Source organism: Burkholderia sp. CpTa8-5, assembly GCF_017815045.1.
GTDB classification, from domain to species: domain Bacteria; phylum Pseudomonadota; class Gammaproteobacteria; order Burkholderiales; family Burkholderiaceae; genus Burkholderia; species Burkholderia sola.
In genome coordinates, this window is the sequence record NZ_JAGIQD010000002.1 from 614403 (window position 1) to 630034 (window position 15632).

General features: G+C 67.9%; 13 protein-coding genes. 9 read left to right on the plus strand and 4 right to left on the minus strand.

What is annotated here, in order from left to right; translation table 11 throughout:
- Positions 1 to 5 precede the first annotated feature (5 nt).
- The gene (locus J8I35_RS06125; protein ID WP_209924768.1) at positions 6 to 2396 is read right to left on the minus strand and encodes a mechanosensitive ion channel domain-containing protein; all 2391 of its coding nucleotides are present in this window, start codon (positions 2394 to 2396) and stop codon (positions 6 to 8) included.
- A gap of 339 nt (positions 2397 to 2735) precedes the next feature.
- The gene (locus tag J8I35_RS06130; RefSeq protein ID WP_050011313.1) at positions 2736 to 3695 is read right to left on the minus strand and encodes an LLM class oxidoreductase; all 960 of its coding nucleotides are present in this window, start codon (positions 3693 to 3695) and stop codon (positions 2736 to 2738) included.
- A gap of 1214 nt (positions 3696 to 4909) precedes the next feature.
- Between J8I35_RS06130 and J8I35_RS06135 the strand changes: the two genes are divergently transcribed.
- The 4 genes from J8I35_RS06135 to J8I35_RS06150 all read left to right on the plus strand — a co-directional run bounded on the left by J8I35_RS06135 (position 4910) and on the right by J8I35_RS06150 (position 8511).
- A complete protein-coding gene (locus tag J8I35_RS06135; RefSeq protein ID WP_124553993.1) occupies positions 4910 to 5818 on the plus strand; it encodes an NAD-dependent protein deacetylase in 909 nt (302 codons plus the stop codon).
- Complete coding sequence (locus J8I35_RS06140; protein ID WP_050011311.1) at positions 5815 to 6456, plus strand: DUF938 domain-containing protein; 642 nt, start codon at positions 5815 to 5817, stop codon at positions 6454 to 6456. Before J8I35_RS06135 ends, J8I35_RS06140 begins: the two co-directional genes overlap by 4 nt.
- A gap of 97 nt (positions 6457 to 6553) precedes the next feature.
- Positions 6554 to 7966, plus strand: a complete 1413-nt coding sequence (gene gndA, locus J8I35_RS06145) for an NADP-dependent phosphogluconate dehydrogenase (RefSeq protein ID WP_089489151.1) — start codon at positions 6554 to 6556, stop codon at positions 7964 to 7966.
- A gap of 200 nt (positions 7967 to 8166) precedes the next feature.
- Positions 8167 to 8511, plus strand: coding sequence for a DUF4148 domain-containing protein (locus J8I35_RS06150; protein WP_069618486.1), 345 nt, complete (start codon positions 8167 to 8169; stop codon positions 8509 to 8511).
- A 110-nt stretch (positions 8512 to 8621) separates the two neighbouring features.
- Here J8I35_RS06150 and J8I35_RS06155 read toward each other — a convergent pair whose 3' ends face one another.
- A complete protein-coding gene (locus tag J8I35_RS06155; RefSeq protein ID WP_124593291.1) occupies positions 8622 to 8942 on the minus strand; it encodes a hypothetical protein in 321 nt (106 codons plus the stop codon).
- Between the two features lie 416 nt (positions 8943 to 9358).
- On the opposite strand from J8I35_RS06155, the gene J8I35_RS06160 reads away from it, so the two are divergent.
- Positions 9359 to 10093 (plus strand): M23 family metallopeptidase, encoded by a 735-nt coding sequence (locus tag J8I35_RS06160; RefSeq protein ID WP_209924769.1) that lies wholly within the window; start codon positions 9359 to 9361, stop codon positions 10091 to 10093.
- Between the two features lie 78 nt (positions 10094 to 10171).
- Here the strand turns inward: J8I35_RS06160 and J8I35_RS06165 are convergent, their stop codons facing one another.
- On the minus strand, positions 10172 to 10810 hold the full coding sequence (locus J8I35_RS06165; RefSeq protein ID WP_124638283.1) for a Pr6Pr family membrane protein: 639 nt from the start codon (positions 10808 to 10810) through the stop codon (positions 10172 to 10174).
- A gap of 228 nt (positions 10811 to 11038) precedes the next feature.
- Between J8I35_RS06165 and J8I35_RS06170 the strand changes: the two genes are divergently transcribed.
- The 4 genes from J8I35_RS06170 (at position 11039) to J8I35_RS06185 (ending at position 15631) form a co-directional block, all read left to right on the plus strand.
- Entirely contained in the window at positions 11039 to 11575 is a 537-nt protein-coding gene (locus J8I35_RS06170) for a cytochrome b (RefSeq protein WP_050011307.1), read from the plus strand.
- A 157-nt stretch (positions 11576 to 11732) separates the two neighbouring features.
- Entirely contained in the window at positions 11733 to 12101 is a 369-nt protein-coding gene (locus J8I35_RS06175) for a DUF2946 domain-containing protein (protein ID WP_209924770.1), read from the plus strand.
- An 81-nt stretch (positions 12102 to 12182) separates the two neighbouring features.
- The gene (locus J8I35_RS06180; protein ID WP_209924771.1) at positions 12183 to 14315 is read left to right on the plus strand and encodes a TonB-dependent copper receptor; all 2133 of its coding nucleotides are present in this window, start codon (positions 12183 to 12185) and stop codon (positions 14313 to 14315) included.
- Between the two features lie 221 nt (positions 14316 to 14536).
- Positions 14537 to 15631 (plus strand): triacylglycerol lipase, encoded by a 1095-nt coding sequence (locus J8I35_RS06185; RefSeq protein WP_209924772.1) that lies wholly within the window; start codon positions 14537 to 14539, stop codon positions 15629 to 15631.
- The last annotated feature ends 1 nt before the right edge of the window (position 15632 follow it).

Sequence of the window (15632 nt, forward strand, 5' to 3'; positions counted from 1 at the left end):
CGCGATCATCTCGGCTTGCGCTCCGCTGCGTCGGGCGACGGCGGCCGGGCCGCCGGTTCGGCGGTATTCTGCGCGTCTGGGCGCGCGTCGTTGTCATCGCTGCCGACGGGTCGCGACCCGTCCGCATAGGCCACGACGCTGCGCTGCGGATTGGCGATCCGGATCCCGCGTTCGAGGAACGTCTCCGCGATCCGCCGGTTGAATTCGCGCTGCACGCTCCAGCGCGCCGAGTCCGTGCACTGGATCTGACCGGCCAGCGCGAGCGCCGCGCCGTCGACCTGGTCGATGCCCCAGTAGCTGAAATCCGACAGGATGCCGTCGTGGTACTTCGGATCGTCGCGCAACGCGGCGCCGATTTCCTTCAGCGTCGCGATCGCGCGCTCGACGTCCTCGCCGTACGCGATGCTGACCTTGACGGCCGCGTTGCCGAGCCCGCGATTCGTGTTGTTGACGGTCGTCACCGAGCTGAACGGAATCGTGTACAGCGACCCGTCGCCGGCGCGCAGCCGCACGGTGCGGATCGACAGGTATTCGACCGTCCCCGACACGCCGGCGAGCGTGACCCAGTCGCCGACCTGCATCGCGTTTTCCATCAGCAGGAAGATCCCGGTGATGAAATCCTGCACGAGCTTCTGCGAGCCGAAACCGAGCGCGACGCCGAAGATGCTGGCGCCGGCCAGCAGCGGGCCGACGTTTACGCCGAGTTCGCTGAGGCCCGTCAGCACGACGACGAGCGCGATCATCACGAACAGCAGCGAGCGCAGCATCGGCAGCAGCGTGCGCAGCCGCGCGGCGCGCACCAGGTTGCCTTCGCGCGTCCAGCGTTGCAGCCGGCGCTCGATCGCGATGTTGGCCGCTTCCCACACGACGAGCGCGACGATCGCCGCGATCGCGATCGTCACCAGCGCGGACGCGAGCCGGTGGCCGATCGTGCCCGTCTCGAATGCGCGGAAGATCGGCACGCCCCAGATCTGCAGTAGCAGCACGACGGTCACGACGCCGATCGCGCCCGACACGATCTGGCGCAGCAGCGGGTAGTAGCGGTATGCGTGCAGATGAACGAGCGTGCGATCGTCGTCGCGGCGCTGGAACAGCCGCGCGAGCGCACCGAACACGACGATCGACACCATCCGCATCGCGATCATCACGGCGATCGACCGGCCGCCGAGCGCGATCAGTACGCGGTAGCCGTTGTGGACGTCGAGCGCCCACACGAACCACAGCGCCATCACGATGAAGACCGATACGGGCGCCCACGCGTCCGCGAGCGCGTTGCCGACGACGGTGAAGGTCGGACGATCCGCGCCGGCGGCGCGGATGCGTGCCGCGACCGGCCGGCGGCACTGCAGGATCAGCACCGAGATCATCACGTGCCCGACGAGCGCGACGGCCTTCAGCAGCGCGACATGGCCGGCTTCGGTCAGGCCGAAGTTCGCGGCGATCTCGACGGCCGCCGTGCATGCACCGACCGCGATCACGATCCGCGCGATCGAGCGTTGCGCGAACGCGGCCCATGCGTCGCTGATATGCAGCAGCCGCAACTGCCGCGCGTCGGGCTGGAAGAACAGCCGGCTGACGATCGTGACGAGCCGGCAGATCACGTAGGTGTCGATCAACGCTTCGAGCGCGGCTTCGATCGGCGTGTCGGCTTCGACGAGCAACGACATCGTCAGGCTCGCGACGCCGACGAACACGAGCAGCGGTACCGCGCGCAGCGCGAGACTGATGAGTGCGCGCGGCATCCGGTTCAGCAGCGTGGTGTGCCGGCGGGCGTGGCCTCGGCTTTGCGACGGCGGGGGCGCGTGGTCCTCGTCCGATGCGGCGGCATCGGGCGCCGCGCGGCGCGCGGCCACCGCGGCCAGTGCGCGTCGCAGCAGCCGCTTCGCGAGCCATTCGACGACGAGCGCAGGCAGCAGCACCGCGAGGAGGATGCCGAGCGTGCGCGTCAGGTTCGCACGCTCGTCGGCGCGCACGAGCGTGTCGCGCCACCAGCTTCCCACCGAACCGATATCGAGCAGCGAGCGCAGCGACTCCTGCAGCGCGTTGCCGATCTGCGCGGCCCATCGCGAGCCCTGACGGACGAGCATCGAGGCGAGCCCGTTCGACGTGAGCGCGGCCGGCGCCGCGGCAGCCGATGCGCCGCTGGCTGCCGGCGCCGCGCTTGCCGGCACGGCGGGTGCGCTCAACGCGCCGACGGCCGCGATCGCGCGCAGCGTCGTTTCGACCTGCGCACGCTCGCGCGGGTTTTCGAGCACATTCAGTGCCTGCCGCGCCTCTTGCGGCGTCAGTGCGGGCGCGGCGCCGGAGGCGGCCGACGCGGCGGCCGGTGCGGGAGCGGCCGCGTGAGCGGCCGAGACGACGGCGGCGAGCAGCCAGCCGAGGAGGATATGTCGCATGGAATGGGCATGCGGGTGCGTCTCGTCACGCGGCCCGCCAGGCTGAACGATGGACGGAAGTTAACATGATCGCGATCGAAACCGAATAGTTCCGTCGTCGACGAGTTGAATCGGGCATGAAGGCGCCGGCACGGGCGTCGGCGGCACATGCCGGCAAGCCGTGTGCCGGATACAGACGGTCGACCGTCCGATATCGACAGGAACGTCATGTTGGCCCGGTCGTAAGGCGTCTGTAACGCGCCGTTGCCGATTCCTGTCAGGGATGCGCCGTTGCGGGAGCATTCGCCCGGCCACGATCAGCGCTCGCGTCGCATCATGTGAATTGGGATTCCTGATGAATCACGCTTGTTCGTCGTGAAAGACCGGCAACACATGCTCGGCGATTTCCTCGACGACGTCGCGCACCGGCCGGTCCGATCCCGGATTCAGCGTGACATGGTGCGTCCCGGCCGCGCGCATGTCCCGCAGGATATCGACCAACGCGCGGCGCCCGGTCGCATAACCGAGCGGCAGCGCGGTGGCGGGCGTATCCGGATGCGCGGCGAGATCGAGCCGCATCGATACGCCGAACGCGCGAAATTGCGGCGACGCGAGCCGCTCGACCGCCGCGCGCCACATCGAATAGCGGGCGCGCTGCGTATCCGGATCGCGGTGATACGTCATCCAGCCGATCGAATGCCGTGCGATCCAGTCGACGCTCTGTCCGCCCGAGCCGACCGCCAGCATCGGCACCGCGTCGCCGTCGCGCGGCAGCAGCGTGAAGGCGGGCGCATCGGGTGGCGTCTGGTCGGGCAGCACGCGCGACGGCATGCCGAGCGCGGCCGCGACGACGTCCCAGTGCGCGCGATAGCGGTCGCGCCGGGTTTCCGCGTCGACGCCGAACGCCGCATATTCGGGTGGCCGGTCGCCGGAGCCGAGCCCGAGGATGAAGCGCCCGCCCGACAGCGTCGCGACCGACAGCGCACCTTTCGCGATATGCAGCGGATGACGCAGCGGCAGCACGATCGCGCCGCTGGCGAGCGCGATCCGGCGGGTGCGCGACGCCAGTGCGCCGAGCAGTACCCACGGGTCGAGGTGGCCGACCGGGTCCGGATAGTCGGCGCTGTTCAGCGGCACGTCGCGAATCCACAGCGCGCGAAAGCCGAGCGAATCGGCCAGCGCGGCGAGTTCGAGTTGCTCGTTGAAGTCCGCGACGATGTGGCCGCCGCGAAGCAGCGGAAGCGTGAGGCCGATCGACAGCCTCCCGGACGAGAACACGCGATGCGCGACGTCGGGAGGGGCGGAAGCGGGTGGGGTCATGTCGGGTCCTTGGCGGCGAGGCAGCGGAAGCATGCGGGCGCTCCGTGTCCGAATGCTAGCGTGTTTGCGCGATGCACGAGCGGGACGGCGCAAACCCCGCGCTATCCGCTTCGCAACGCGAGACCCGGGCGGAACGCCGCGCATTGCGACGCGCGGTTGTCGCGATCGGTGCCGTAGAACAGCATGCGGTAGTCGATATCCGGCCCGTGCTTCGTGTCGGACAGGCAGCGAGTGCGGGTTCCGGTCGGGCGGTGGTGCGCCGCGGGAAAGGGCAAGTCCGGGCGCACGCGCGCCGCCAATCGTGGGGCGATTGTAAGGCGACTGGCCGCCCTGCAACGCGCCAACCCGACGATACCGACGTCACCGCCGGTGCGTTTCAGTTTCGAAACATTCGCGCTTTCTGACGGGGCACGATGCCTGCCCGCGGCCCCTGATGTGCCCGCGCGGCCTTGCGGCATGAAGCATGGTGCGCTCCTTGCATGGTTGTATGCGCCGTGAGCGCGATTGCAGGTGCAGTTGGCCCGGCAATCGCTTCAGTGGGTCGGATGTATCGAAGACGGGGACAAGAGAATGAAAAAAGACCGAAACGCAACATGCCGTGTTGCAAACATGAATCGCCGACCTGCCAGGGTATTCGCTTCGCCGCTGATCGCGGCGACGTGAGCGAGCGGCTTTCCGTTCCATCCGAACGATCGGGTTCGTTCTGAACGACGGCGTGCATGGGTGACGCGCGCGTCCGACCAATGTCGGTCGGCCGTCCAGGATGAACCGCGAACGCTGGCGGATGGCCGCGGCCTGGTTCCCGAATCGTCAAGCCATGGCGCAACGCACCCCGTCGCGCGGCGAATGCGTTTGCACGCCGCGCATGACATCGGCGTGACGAGCGCGACGAACGGGATCGGGTCGGGAAAGCCGATGACGCGCCGATGGGCGCGGCAGTGCGGAACACGTGAAGTCCCGGGGGAGCGTCCGTCGATCGCGGTATGACGGACGTCGCAACATTGTGCTGTCAGTTGATCCACTACCCCGATGGATCAATTGTTTGAAGCGCCCGTCGCCGAGCGGCGATGGGCGTCTTTTTGCGTGCTGTTGCGTGCCGCGGCTAGCCGCGGCGGCAGCCCGCCCGATCGCACGGCGTTCTGTATCATGTGCTGGCGCGCGTGGCCGCCCGTGCGGGCGCACGACCTGCCCGCGCGACCGATCACGTTGCCAACATGAACGACACAGCCTTGCCCGACTCCTCCATCGCCGACGTCGATCCGGCCGCGCTCGATGCGCTGCACGCGTTCGTCGAGCGTCATCCGCGCCTGTTCGTACTGACCGGCGCGGGCATCAGCACCGATTCCGGCATTCCCGGCTACCGCGACCGCAACGGCCAATGGATGCGCTCGCCGCCGATCCAACTCCAGGAATTCCTCGGCTCCGATGCCGCGCGGCGCCGCTACTGGGCGCGCAGCATGATCGGCTGGCCCGTGGTCGGCCGCGCGCGGCCGAACGGGTCCCATGTCGCGCTGGCGCGGCTCGGCGGCGCGGGCCGGATCGAGCGTCTCGTCACGCAGAACGTCGACGGCCTGCATCAGCGCGCGGGCAGCGACGACGTGATCGAGCTGCATGGCGGCATCAACGGCGTGACCTGCCTCGACTGCGGCGCGCATCATGCGCGGGCGACGATCCAGACCGTGCTCGAAGCCGACAATCCCGAGCTGCTGGGCGCGCAGGCCGAGCCGGCCGCGGACGGCGACGCGCATCTCGAATGGGCCGCGCTCGATACGTTCCGCATCCCGGCGTGCCCCGCGTGCGGCGGCCTGCTGAAGCCGGCGGTGGTGTTCTTCGGCGAGAACGTGCCGCGCGAGCGCGTGGCGCTGGCGTCGCAGGCGCTCGACGCAGCCGACGCGCTGCTCGTCGTCGGCTCGTCGCTGATGGTGTATTCCGGCTACCGGTTCTGCGTGTGGGCGCAGGCGCAGCACAAGCCGGTTGCCGCACTCAATCTCGGCCATACGCGCGCCGACCCGATGCTGACGCTGAAGGTCGAGGCGCGTTGCGCACCCGCGCTCGACGCACTGGTGACGCGGCTGGGGCTCGGGCGCAACAGCAACAGCGACACTGCGGAGCGTGCATCGTGACCGGCGCCGCTTCTTCTCACGATCCGTCCGCGCGGCTGTCGGCGCCGGCGGCCGAACGCAATCGCGGGCCGATCCTCGACGTGCTCCGCCGCGTGCTGCCGGCGACCGGCAGCGTGCTCGAAATCGCGAGCGGCACCGGGCAGCACGTCGTTCACTTCGCGCAGGCGTTGCCGGGCCTGCACTGGCAGCCGAGCGATCCCGACGCGCACGCGCGGCGTTCGATCGCCGCGTGGGTCGCGCATGCGGGCCTCGCGAACGTCGCCGGGCCGCTGGCGTTCGACGTGCGCGACACGCCGTGGCCGGTCGCGGCGCTCGACGCGATCGTCTGCATCAACATGATCCACATCTCGCCGTGGGCCTGTACGGAAGCGCTGTTCGCGGGCGCGTCGCGTGTGCTGCGGCCGGGCGGCGTGCTGTTCCTGTACGGCCCGTACCGTCGCGAAGGCCGCCATACGGCGGCGTCGAACGAGGCCTTCGACCGGCAGTTGCGCAGCCGCGACCCGTCGTGGGGCGTGCGCGATCTCGAGACCGTCGTCGCACTCGGGCTCGATCGCGGGCTCGACTGCATCGAGGTCGTCGAGATGCCGGCGAACAACCTGAGCGTCGCATTCCGGCGCCTGCCGCACGCGGAGCAATGACACGCAAGCGGGCAGCGCCGCCGGGTTTCCACTATCCTTTCGCCTGTGCGCGCGGCCCGGCTCGGGTCGCGCCCCGTTTTTTCCGGAGAATTGACTAATGGGCAAACAAGCAATCGGTGTGATCGGGCTCGCGGTGATGGGCCGCAATCTCGCACTCAATATCGAGAGCCGCGGTTACGCGGTGTCGGTGTTCAACCGCAGTCGCGAGAAAACCGACGAACTGATCGCCGAATTCCCCGGCCGCAATCTGGTGCCGACCTATACGCTCGAGGAATTCGTCGCGTCGCTCGAAACGCCGCGCCGGATCCTGATGATGGTGAAGGCCGGGGAAGCCACCGATGCGACGATCGCATCGCTGAAGCCGCTGCTCGAGAAGGGCGACGTGCTGATCGACGGCGGCAATACGCATTTCACCGACACGATCCGCCGCAACCAGGAACTCGCGCAATCGGGGCTGCATTTCATCGGCACCGGCGTGTCGGGCGGCGAAGAGGGCGCGCTGCGCGGCCCGTCGATCATGCCGGGCGGCCAGCGCGACGCGTACGATCTCGTCGAGCCGATCCTCAAGCAGATCGCCGCGAAGGCGCCGTCGGACGGCGAGCCGTGCGTCGCGTACATGGGCCCGGACGGGGCGGGCCACTACGTGAAGATGGTCCACAACGGCATCGAATACGGCGACATGCAGCTGATCGCCGAAAGCTACTCGGTGCTGAAGGACGTCGCGGGCCTGACCAACGACGAACTCGGGGCGGTGTACACCGAATGGAACCAGGGCGAGCTCGACAGCTACCTGATCGAGATCACGTCGAAGATCTTCGGCAAGAAGGACGAAGAGACCGGCAAGCACCTCGTCGACGTGATCCTCGATCGCGCCGCGCAGAAGGGCACCGGCAAGTGGACGAGCCAGAACGCGCTGGATCTCGGCGTGCCGCTGCCGCTCATCACCGAATCGGTGTTCGCGCGCGTGCTGTCGTCGCTGAAGACCGAGCGCGTCGCCGCCAGCAAGATCCTGTCGGGCCCGGCGGCCGCGCCGTTCGACGGCGATCGCGCCGCGTTCGTCGAAGCGGTGCGCCGCGCGCTGTACCTGAGCAAGGTGATCTCGTACGCACAGGGCTTCGCGCAACTGCGCACGGCGTCGGAAGAATACGGCTGGAACCTCGATCTCGGAACGATCGCGAAGATCTTCCGCGCGGGCTGCATCATCCGCGCGCGCTTCCTGCAGAAGATCACCGACGCCTACGCGAAGGATCCGGCGCTCGCGAACCTGCTGCTCGATCCGTACTTCAAGGACATCGCCGCGAACTATCAGACCGCGCTGCGCGACGTCGTGGTGGCCGCGGTGAAGGCCGGCGTGCCGGTCCCGGCGTTCGCGTCGGCGGTCGCGTACTTCGACAGCTATCGTTCCGAGCGGCTGCCGGCGAACCTGGTGCAGGCGCAGCGCGACTTCTTCGGCGCGCACACGTTCGAGCGCACCGACAAGCCGGGCAGCTTCCACGCGAACTGGGCCTGACCGGCGAGCGGGGGCAGCATTGTTGCGAAAATCTATGCTCTGAATAGGGTTTTTCCATCCCGGATGCCAGCATTGTTGGCTCCGGGGAAACAGTGTTTTCGTTCTTTCATGGTTTTCCCTAGGTGCTGCCGGGACTAAACTCTGTTCCATCGCTGCAGACATGGTGTGTGCGGCGGAGCAAAAAAATCCCGGAGGTAATCATGAAATCGCTGATCGCAACGTTCGCTGCTGCTGCCGTCCTCGCTGTCCCCGCCGTCTCGTTCGCTCAACAGAACGCGCCCGTCACCCGTGCCCAGGTGAAGGCCGAACTGGTTCAACTGCAACAGGCCGGCTACAAGCTGGGCAGCGACCGTACGAACTACCCGGAAGGCATCCAGGCCGCTGAAGCGCGTGTGAACCCGCAACAGAACGTCGCCGCCGCCGATACGACCGGCTACGGCGCACAACCGGCCGCCGGCCAGGAATCGGGCGTACCGGCTGCTGCCAAAACCGGCTGGCAAGTCAAGCGCATCGCTGACGGCGCGCCGGTCTACAAGGGTCGTTAATGGTACGGCCGCGCTGGCGACCGCATCCGACCCCCTGTCGTACGAAAGCCCGTCGTTCCGCATAGCGGAACGACGGGCTTTTTCATTGGCGGCGCGCAATGCGCCGTCGTTCAGTGCAGCGGGCGTCTGCCGCGCCCGATATCGCGGAACAGCGCTTCCGCCGGTTCCAGCACCTGCAGCCACGTTTCGTCGTAACCGCTCAGCGTGTCGAGCGCGTCGCGCAGCCGTTCGATCGCGAGGACCGGCAGCTCGACGCTGTGACGCGCGGCGCCGGTCAGGTGCGTGACGCTCGCCAACTGGACGAGCGCATCGGCCGCTTCGGCGACGTCGGTCGCGAACAGCAGGTGCCGGTTGAGCAATTCGACCAGACCGCTGGAACCGGCGAAATCGTCGGCGTCGAGCTGCACGGAGAGAAACGTCGCGTTATTCATTGTCATGGTCCTCGTTGTCGTTGGATCGCGCTGCGCATCACCGAGTATAGGCGGCGATCGAAGCGGACAATATGACGCCGCCGATACGGCAGGCGGCGGTGCGCCTCCGCGACAAACCGCGAGCAGCCACTGGGCGGCCCGCCCGGCCCGGCCAGCAGGCCGCCGGCGCCCGTGCGACGCCGCAAGATTGTTTCCGGATCAGGCAACTGTCGGAGCCTTGACCGCGACAAATGGTATCTTTGCCGATCGGGACGATGCGAAAAAGGGCCGATGAGCGCTTCGCACCACGTTCCGCTGTGGAAACTGACGGCCGCGAAAGCGGTCGGATACTGATTGATCCGGCCGTTCGGCCGGACATCGTGCGTCGCGCGCCGGGGGGCGGTGGGCGGCGCAACGACGCAAATCCGGGAGGACCCTTGAGAGAAACTATTCCCATCCACGACGCGCTCACGCGTTGGCTGCCGCAGGCGGCGCTCGTCGCCGCGGCCATCGCGCTGACGGGCTGCACGATGACGCCGTGGACCGACAGCTGGCAGCCCACGCGCCAGCCGGCGTCCACGTCGGCGGCGACGCCGGGCGTGATTGCCGGTTATTACCGCGTGAACCCCGGCGATACGCTGGCGGGCATCGCGAACGCCTACGGGCAGCGCGTGCAGGACGTCGCCAACTGGAACCGCATGGCGCCCACGGACGCCGTGTCGCCGGGCCAGGTATTGCGGGTCGCGCCGCCGCAGGCCGCGACCTCGTACGGGCAGCCGCCCGCGGCGGCCGCCCAGCCGGGCTCGCTCGCATGGCCGGCCACGGGCGTCGTCGCGACACCGTTCTCGGCCGGCAAGACGCGCGGCGTCGTGATCGCCGCATCCGGGCCCGACCATTCGGTGCGGGCCGCGGCAAACGGGCGCGTCGTGTACGCCGGCACCGGCGTCAAGGCATACGGTCCGCTCGTGATCCTGAAGCACGACAACGGGCTCATCACGGCCTACGGGCACAACGGCAAGCTGCTCGTCAACGAAGGCGACGCGGTGCGTCAGGGCCAGCCGGTCGCCGAAATGGGCGCCGACGCGAGCGGTCGTTCGACGTTCGAATTCGAAGTCCGCCAGAACGGCAAGGTCGTCGATCCGATGAACTTCCTGCCGCGCAACGGCGGCTGATCGTCGGCATCGCCACGTGTGCGCCGGGCGGCGCACACGTTCCCACCTTTCTCCCCCGCCTCTTTCACCTTTCCGCCTTCATCCTTCCTTAAGCGTCGCGCTGCCAGACTGTCTCGCATGATTACCGAGCCAGCAAATGCACAACGCGAGCGCCACCGCGCCGAGCGCGATCAGCGAACACTGGATCGCGACGGGCAGGTAGCCGTGCGGCCGCGGATCGACGAACGGGTAGGGGTACCAGTTCTCCGCCGCGCCGCGCACGAGCGTATAGCCGAGATAGACGACCGGAAAGCCGAGCCACGCGAACGCACTGCGGCGCGGAATCGGCGAGCGCGGTTCGACATACAGCCAGTCGCACAGCATCACGAGCGGTACGATCCGGTGCAATACCCAGTTGTTGAACGCCGGCGTGACGTGGAGCAGCGCATCGAGCCGCGCAAGCAGCAGCTCGTAGACGATCGCGGTGATCAGCACGTACAGCACGGCAGCGCCGCGCATCGATTCGTAGCGGGCCGAGCCGGGGCGCGCGATGCGCCACAGCCCCGCGGCCAGTATCGCGGCCGCGTAGAGGCTGCTCAGTTGCGTGAAGTAGCTGAGGTAGTTGCCGAGATGGAAGCTTGGCAGGCGCCAGTAGTCGGCGACGCTGTGCAGCGTGGTGGACACCGCGAGCAATGCGGCGATCAGCCGGTAGGCCGCAACGAAGAACGCTTTGCTCATGATGCCCGCGCGCCGCCGCACCAAAGCTTCATCGTGCCACAGCTGCCCGCCCGCGCGATGCGGATTTTCCATAGGGCAAGCCGTCACGCGGCGCGCGCCGACGATTCATCGGATATTTGACCGCGCCGTACAAAACTGGACGCCCGTGCGGCTACAATCGCCACAGCTTTGCCGGGCGCAGGCCGTTTGCAATGGGCGCCCCTCCCCGAATACGACACGAGACGAAGCATGAAAAACATCCTCGCGAAACAGACGCGCTACAGCTCGCCCGCGATCTTCTTCCACTGGGCCATCTTCCTGCTGGTTGCGCTGGCCTACCTGGCCATCGAGATCCGCGGACCGAAGGGCAGCGACAGCCGGGCGTTCTGGATGAGCGTGCACCTGACGGCCGGTACGTTCGTCCTCGTGCTGTCGGTGCTGCGCGTGCTGTGGCGCGTCGTCAGCCGCGTGCCGGAACCGATTCCGCAGACGACGCTGCTGCGCTGGCTGTCGAAGCTCGCACATTTTGCGCTTTACGCGTTCGTCATCGCGCAGCCGCTGCTCGGCATCATGACGATCAACATGGGCGGCAAGCCGGTGTCGCTCGACTGGCTCGGCGTGTCGTTCACGCTGTTCGGCCCCGACAAGGCGCTGCGGCCGACGATCAAGGAGGTGCACGAGCTGATCGGCAATGCGTTCTACTTCGTGATCGGCCTGCATGCGCTGGCCGCGCTCTACCATCATTTCATCCGGCGCGACGACGTGCTGCGCCGCATGATGCCCTGATCGTCCGGCCGCCGGCACGCGCAGCACGCGGGGGCGCATGGTTGTGTTGACAACCATGCGCCCCCGGTTCGTTTACCGTGCGCCCGCACTGGTCATCACGTTGAACATTCTGTAACATCGCGGCTGTTTTTTACATTCCGCTGACTCGTTGCCGTACATGCTGCACCGACATCGTCACCTGACTGCCTGGCTTGGCCTGCTCGCGATCTGGATCGCGATCGCGGCGCCGCTGGTGTCGCAGTGGCGTATCGCCCATGCGGCCACGCCCGAGGCGATCGTGTGCAGTACCGAGCATGGCGCGCATCGTCCGTCCGATGCGCGCGGCATGCACGATCATGCGCTGCATCTCGACGCGTGCGGCTACTGCGGTTTCTTCGCGCATAGCCCGGCCATCGGCGCGCCTGCCGCCGTGTCGGTCGACTCCCTTCCCGTCGTTTCCGTTTCCGCCGTCGCGTCGCCTGCCGTCGCGGCGCGCGGCGACCGTTATCCGCGCGCCTATCCGCGCGCACCGCCCGAGCGCGCCTGACGCGTTTCTTCCGTTCTTATCACCGCCGATATCCGTGCGACCGTCGAGGCCGCGTGGAGGGCGTCACTCGGGCTTTCGATCATGACCAATTTCCAGTTGCGTGCGCCGCGTGCGCCACGCAATGCCGGTGCGCGGCCTTTGCCGCGCATGCTGAAACTCACCGTTCGCGCGCTGGCCGTCGGCGCGCTGACCGCGGGCCCTGCCGCAGCCGACACCGCGCATGCTGCCGGTGCGCCGACGGGCGATGCGGCCATGCTGTTGCCGCCCGTCGAAGTCGTCGCGTCGCCGCTGTCGACGCCGCTCGTCGTCGTCACCGATCCGAAGGCGCCGCGCCAGCCGCTGCCCGCCAGCGACGGCGCCGATTACCTGAAGACGATTCCGGGCTTCACGTCGATCCGCAGCGGCGGCACGAACGGCGACCCCGTGCTGCGCGGGATGTTCGGATCGCGGCTGAACATCCTCGCGAACGGGATGCCGACGCTCGGCGCGTGCCCGAACCGGATGGATGCGCCGACGTCGTACATCGCGCCGGAAAGCTATGACAAGGTCACCGTCGTGAAGGGGCCGCAGACCGTGCTGTACGGTCCGGGCGCGTCGGCCGGCACCGTGCTGTTCGAACGCGTGACGCCGCGTTTCGAGCGCCCCGGCATGCGCTTCGACGGCAGCCTCGTCGGCGGATCGTTCGGCCGCAACGACCAGAACCTCGACCTGACCGCCGGCACGCCGGACGTCTATGGCCGCGTCACCGCGAACCACGCGCATTCGCAGGACTACCAGGACGGCAACGGCCACACCGTGCCGTCGCAGTGGGACAAATGGAACGCCGATGCCGCGCTCGGCTGGACGCCCGACGACCATACGCGTGTCGAGCTGACCGCCGGCACCGGCGACGGCTATGCGCGCTATGCGGGCCGCGGGATGGACGGCGCGCATTTCCGCCGCGAGACGTTCGGGCTGTCGTTCGACAAGCGACATCTCGGCGACGTGCTCGACCGGATCGAGGCGCGCGTGTACTACAACGAAGCCGATCACGTGATGGACAACTATACGTTGCGGCAGCCCGATCCGACGAGCAGCATGCCGATGCGGATGGCCGCGGACGTGCGGCGCCGCACGGTCGGCGCGCGTGCGGCCGCGACGTTGCGCTTCGGCGACGACGTCAAGCTCGTCACGGGTGTCGATGCGCAGTCGAACCGGCTCGATTCGCGTTCGTCGATGGGGCGGCAGAACTACCGAAACCAGCCGTGGGATGCGCAGGCGACGATGTGGAACGCGGGCGTGTTCGGCGAACTGACGTGGTATGCGAGCGACGTCGCGCGCGTGATCGGCGGTGCGCGCGTCGACTATGCGAGCGCAGGCGACAAGCGCGCGATGACGCCCGGGATGATGACGAGCAAGCCGAATCCGACGTTCGACGACGATCGGATGAAGGTGCTGCCGAGCGGCTTCGTGCGCTACGAGCGCGATCTCGCGTCGCTGCCCGTCACATGGTACGCGGGGATCGGCCACGCAGAGCGTTATCCGGACTACTGGGAATTGTTTTCCGCGACGCGCGGGCCGGCCGGTTCGGTCAACGCGTTTTCGGCGGTGCAGCCGGAGAAAACCACCCAGCTCGACGTCGGCGCGCAATACAAGGGCGACCGCGTCGATGCGTGGGTGTCCGCGTACGCGGGCTACGTCCAGGACTTCATCCTGTTCAACTATGCGGCCGGCATGATGGGCCCGACCACGCAGGCCACCAACGTCAACGCGCAGATCATGGGCGGCGAAGCCGGCGTGTCGTGGCGGCCGGTCGCGCCGCTGCGCGTCGAGACGTCGCTCGCGTATGCGTGGGGGCGCAACGTGGCGAGCGGCGATCCGCTGCCGCAGATGCCGCCGCTCGAAGCGCGCATCGGGCTCGAATACACGCGCGGCGCATGGTCGGCGGGCGGCCTGTGGCGCATCGTTGCGCCGCAGCATCGCTATGCGCTGAACGAGGGCAACGTGGTCGGCAAGGACTTCGGCCCGAGCGCCGGATTCGGCGTGTTGTCGCTGCATACGCAGTACAACGTCAGCAAGACCGTGCAGATCTCGGTCGGCGTCGACAACGTGCTGAACAAGGCCTACACCGAGCATTTGAACCTCGCCGGCAATGCCGGTTTCGGCTATCCGGCGAACGCGCCGGTGATGGAGCCGGGGCGTACCGCATGGGTGCGCGTGAGCGCGAAGCTGTAGCGTGCATCGCGCGTGTGCGTCGCAGCATGCGCGTGCCTGGACGCCGCACCGCCCGAACGGGCGGCGCGCGTCAACCGATTAGAGAACCGTATCTAGTCGGGGCGCAAACGTTCGCGAGTCGTGCTTCACTCCCGCATTCGACCCGCGCGGTGCGCGCAATGCGGCGTGCGTGTCGATCCGGTGTCATTCGCACCGGCAGCACAATAATCAGGAGAACATGCATGGCCAGATCGATGCGTTCCAGGGTAATGGCAGGGGCAGTGGCATGCGCGATGAGCGTCGCGCCGTTCGCGGCGTCGACCGCGCTGACGACGCTCGCGACGACGCAGACGGCGATGGCGGCAACCGCGCCCGCCGACGACTATGCGACGACGCGCTATCCAATCATTCTCGTGCACGGGCTGACCGGCACCGACAAGTATGCGGGCGTACTCGACTACTGGTACGGCATCCAGGAAGACCTGCAGCAGCATGGCGCGACCGTCTACGTCGCGAACCTGTCGGGCTTCCAGAGCGACGACGGCCCGAACGGGCGCGGCGAACAACTGCTCGCTTACGTGAAGACGGTGCTCGCGGCGACCGGCGCGACCAAGGTCAATCTCGTCGGGCACAGCCAGGGCGGGCTGACGTCGCGCTATGTCGCGGCCGTCGCACCCGATCTCGTCGCGTCGGTGACGACGATCGGCACGCCGCATCGCGGCTCCGAGTTCGCCGACTTCGTGCAGGGCGTGCTCGCATACGATCCGACCGGGTTGTCTTCGACGGTGATCGCCGCGTTCGTCAATGTATTCGGGATCCTGACGAACAGCAGCCACAACACGAACCAGGATGCCCTCGCTGCACTGAAGACGCTGACGACCGCGCAGGCCGCCGCCTACAACCAGAACTATCCGAGCGCGGGCCTCGGCGCGCCAGGGAGTTGCCAGACCGGTGCACCGACCGAAACCGTCGGCGGCAACACGCATCTGCTGTATTCGTGGGCCGGCACGGCGATCCAACCGACGCTTTCCGTGCTCGGCGCGACGGGCGCGACGGACACGAGCACGATTCCGGTGATCGATCCGGCGAACGCGCTCGATCTGTCGACGCTTGCGCTGTATGGAACCGGTACGGTGATGATCAACCGCGGCTCGGGCCAGAACGACGGGCTCGTATCGAAGTGCAGCGCGCTGTACGGCAAGGTGCTGAGCACGAGCTACAAGTGGAACCACATCGACGAGATCAACCAGTTGCTCGGCGTGCGCGGCGCGTATGCGGAAGATCCGGTCGCGGTGATCCGCACGCATGCGAACCGGTTGAAAATCGCGGGCGTGTGAT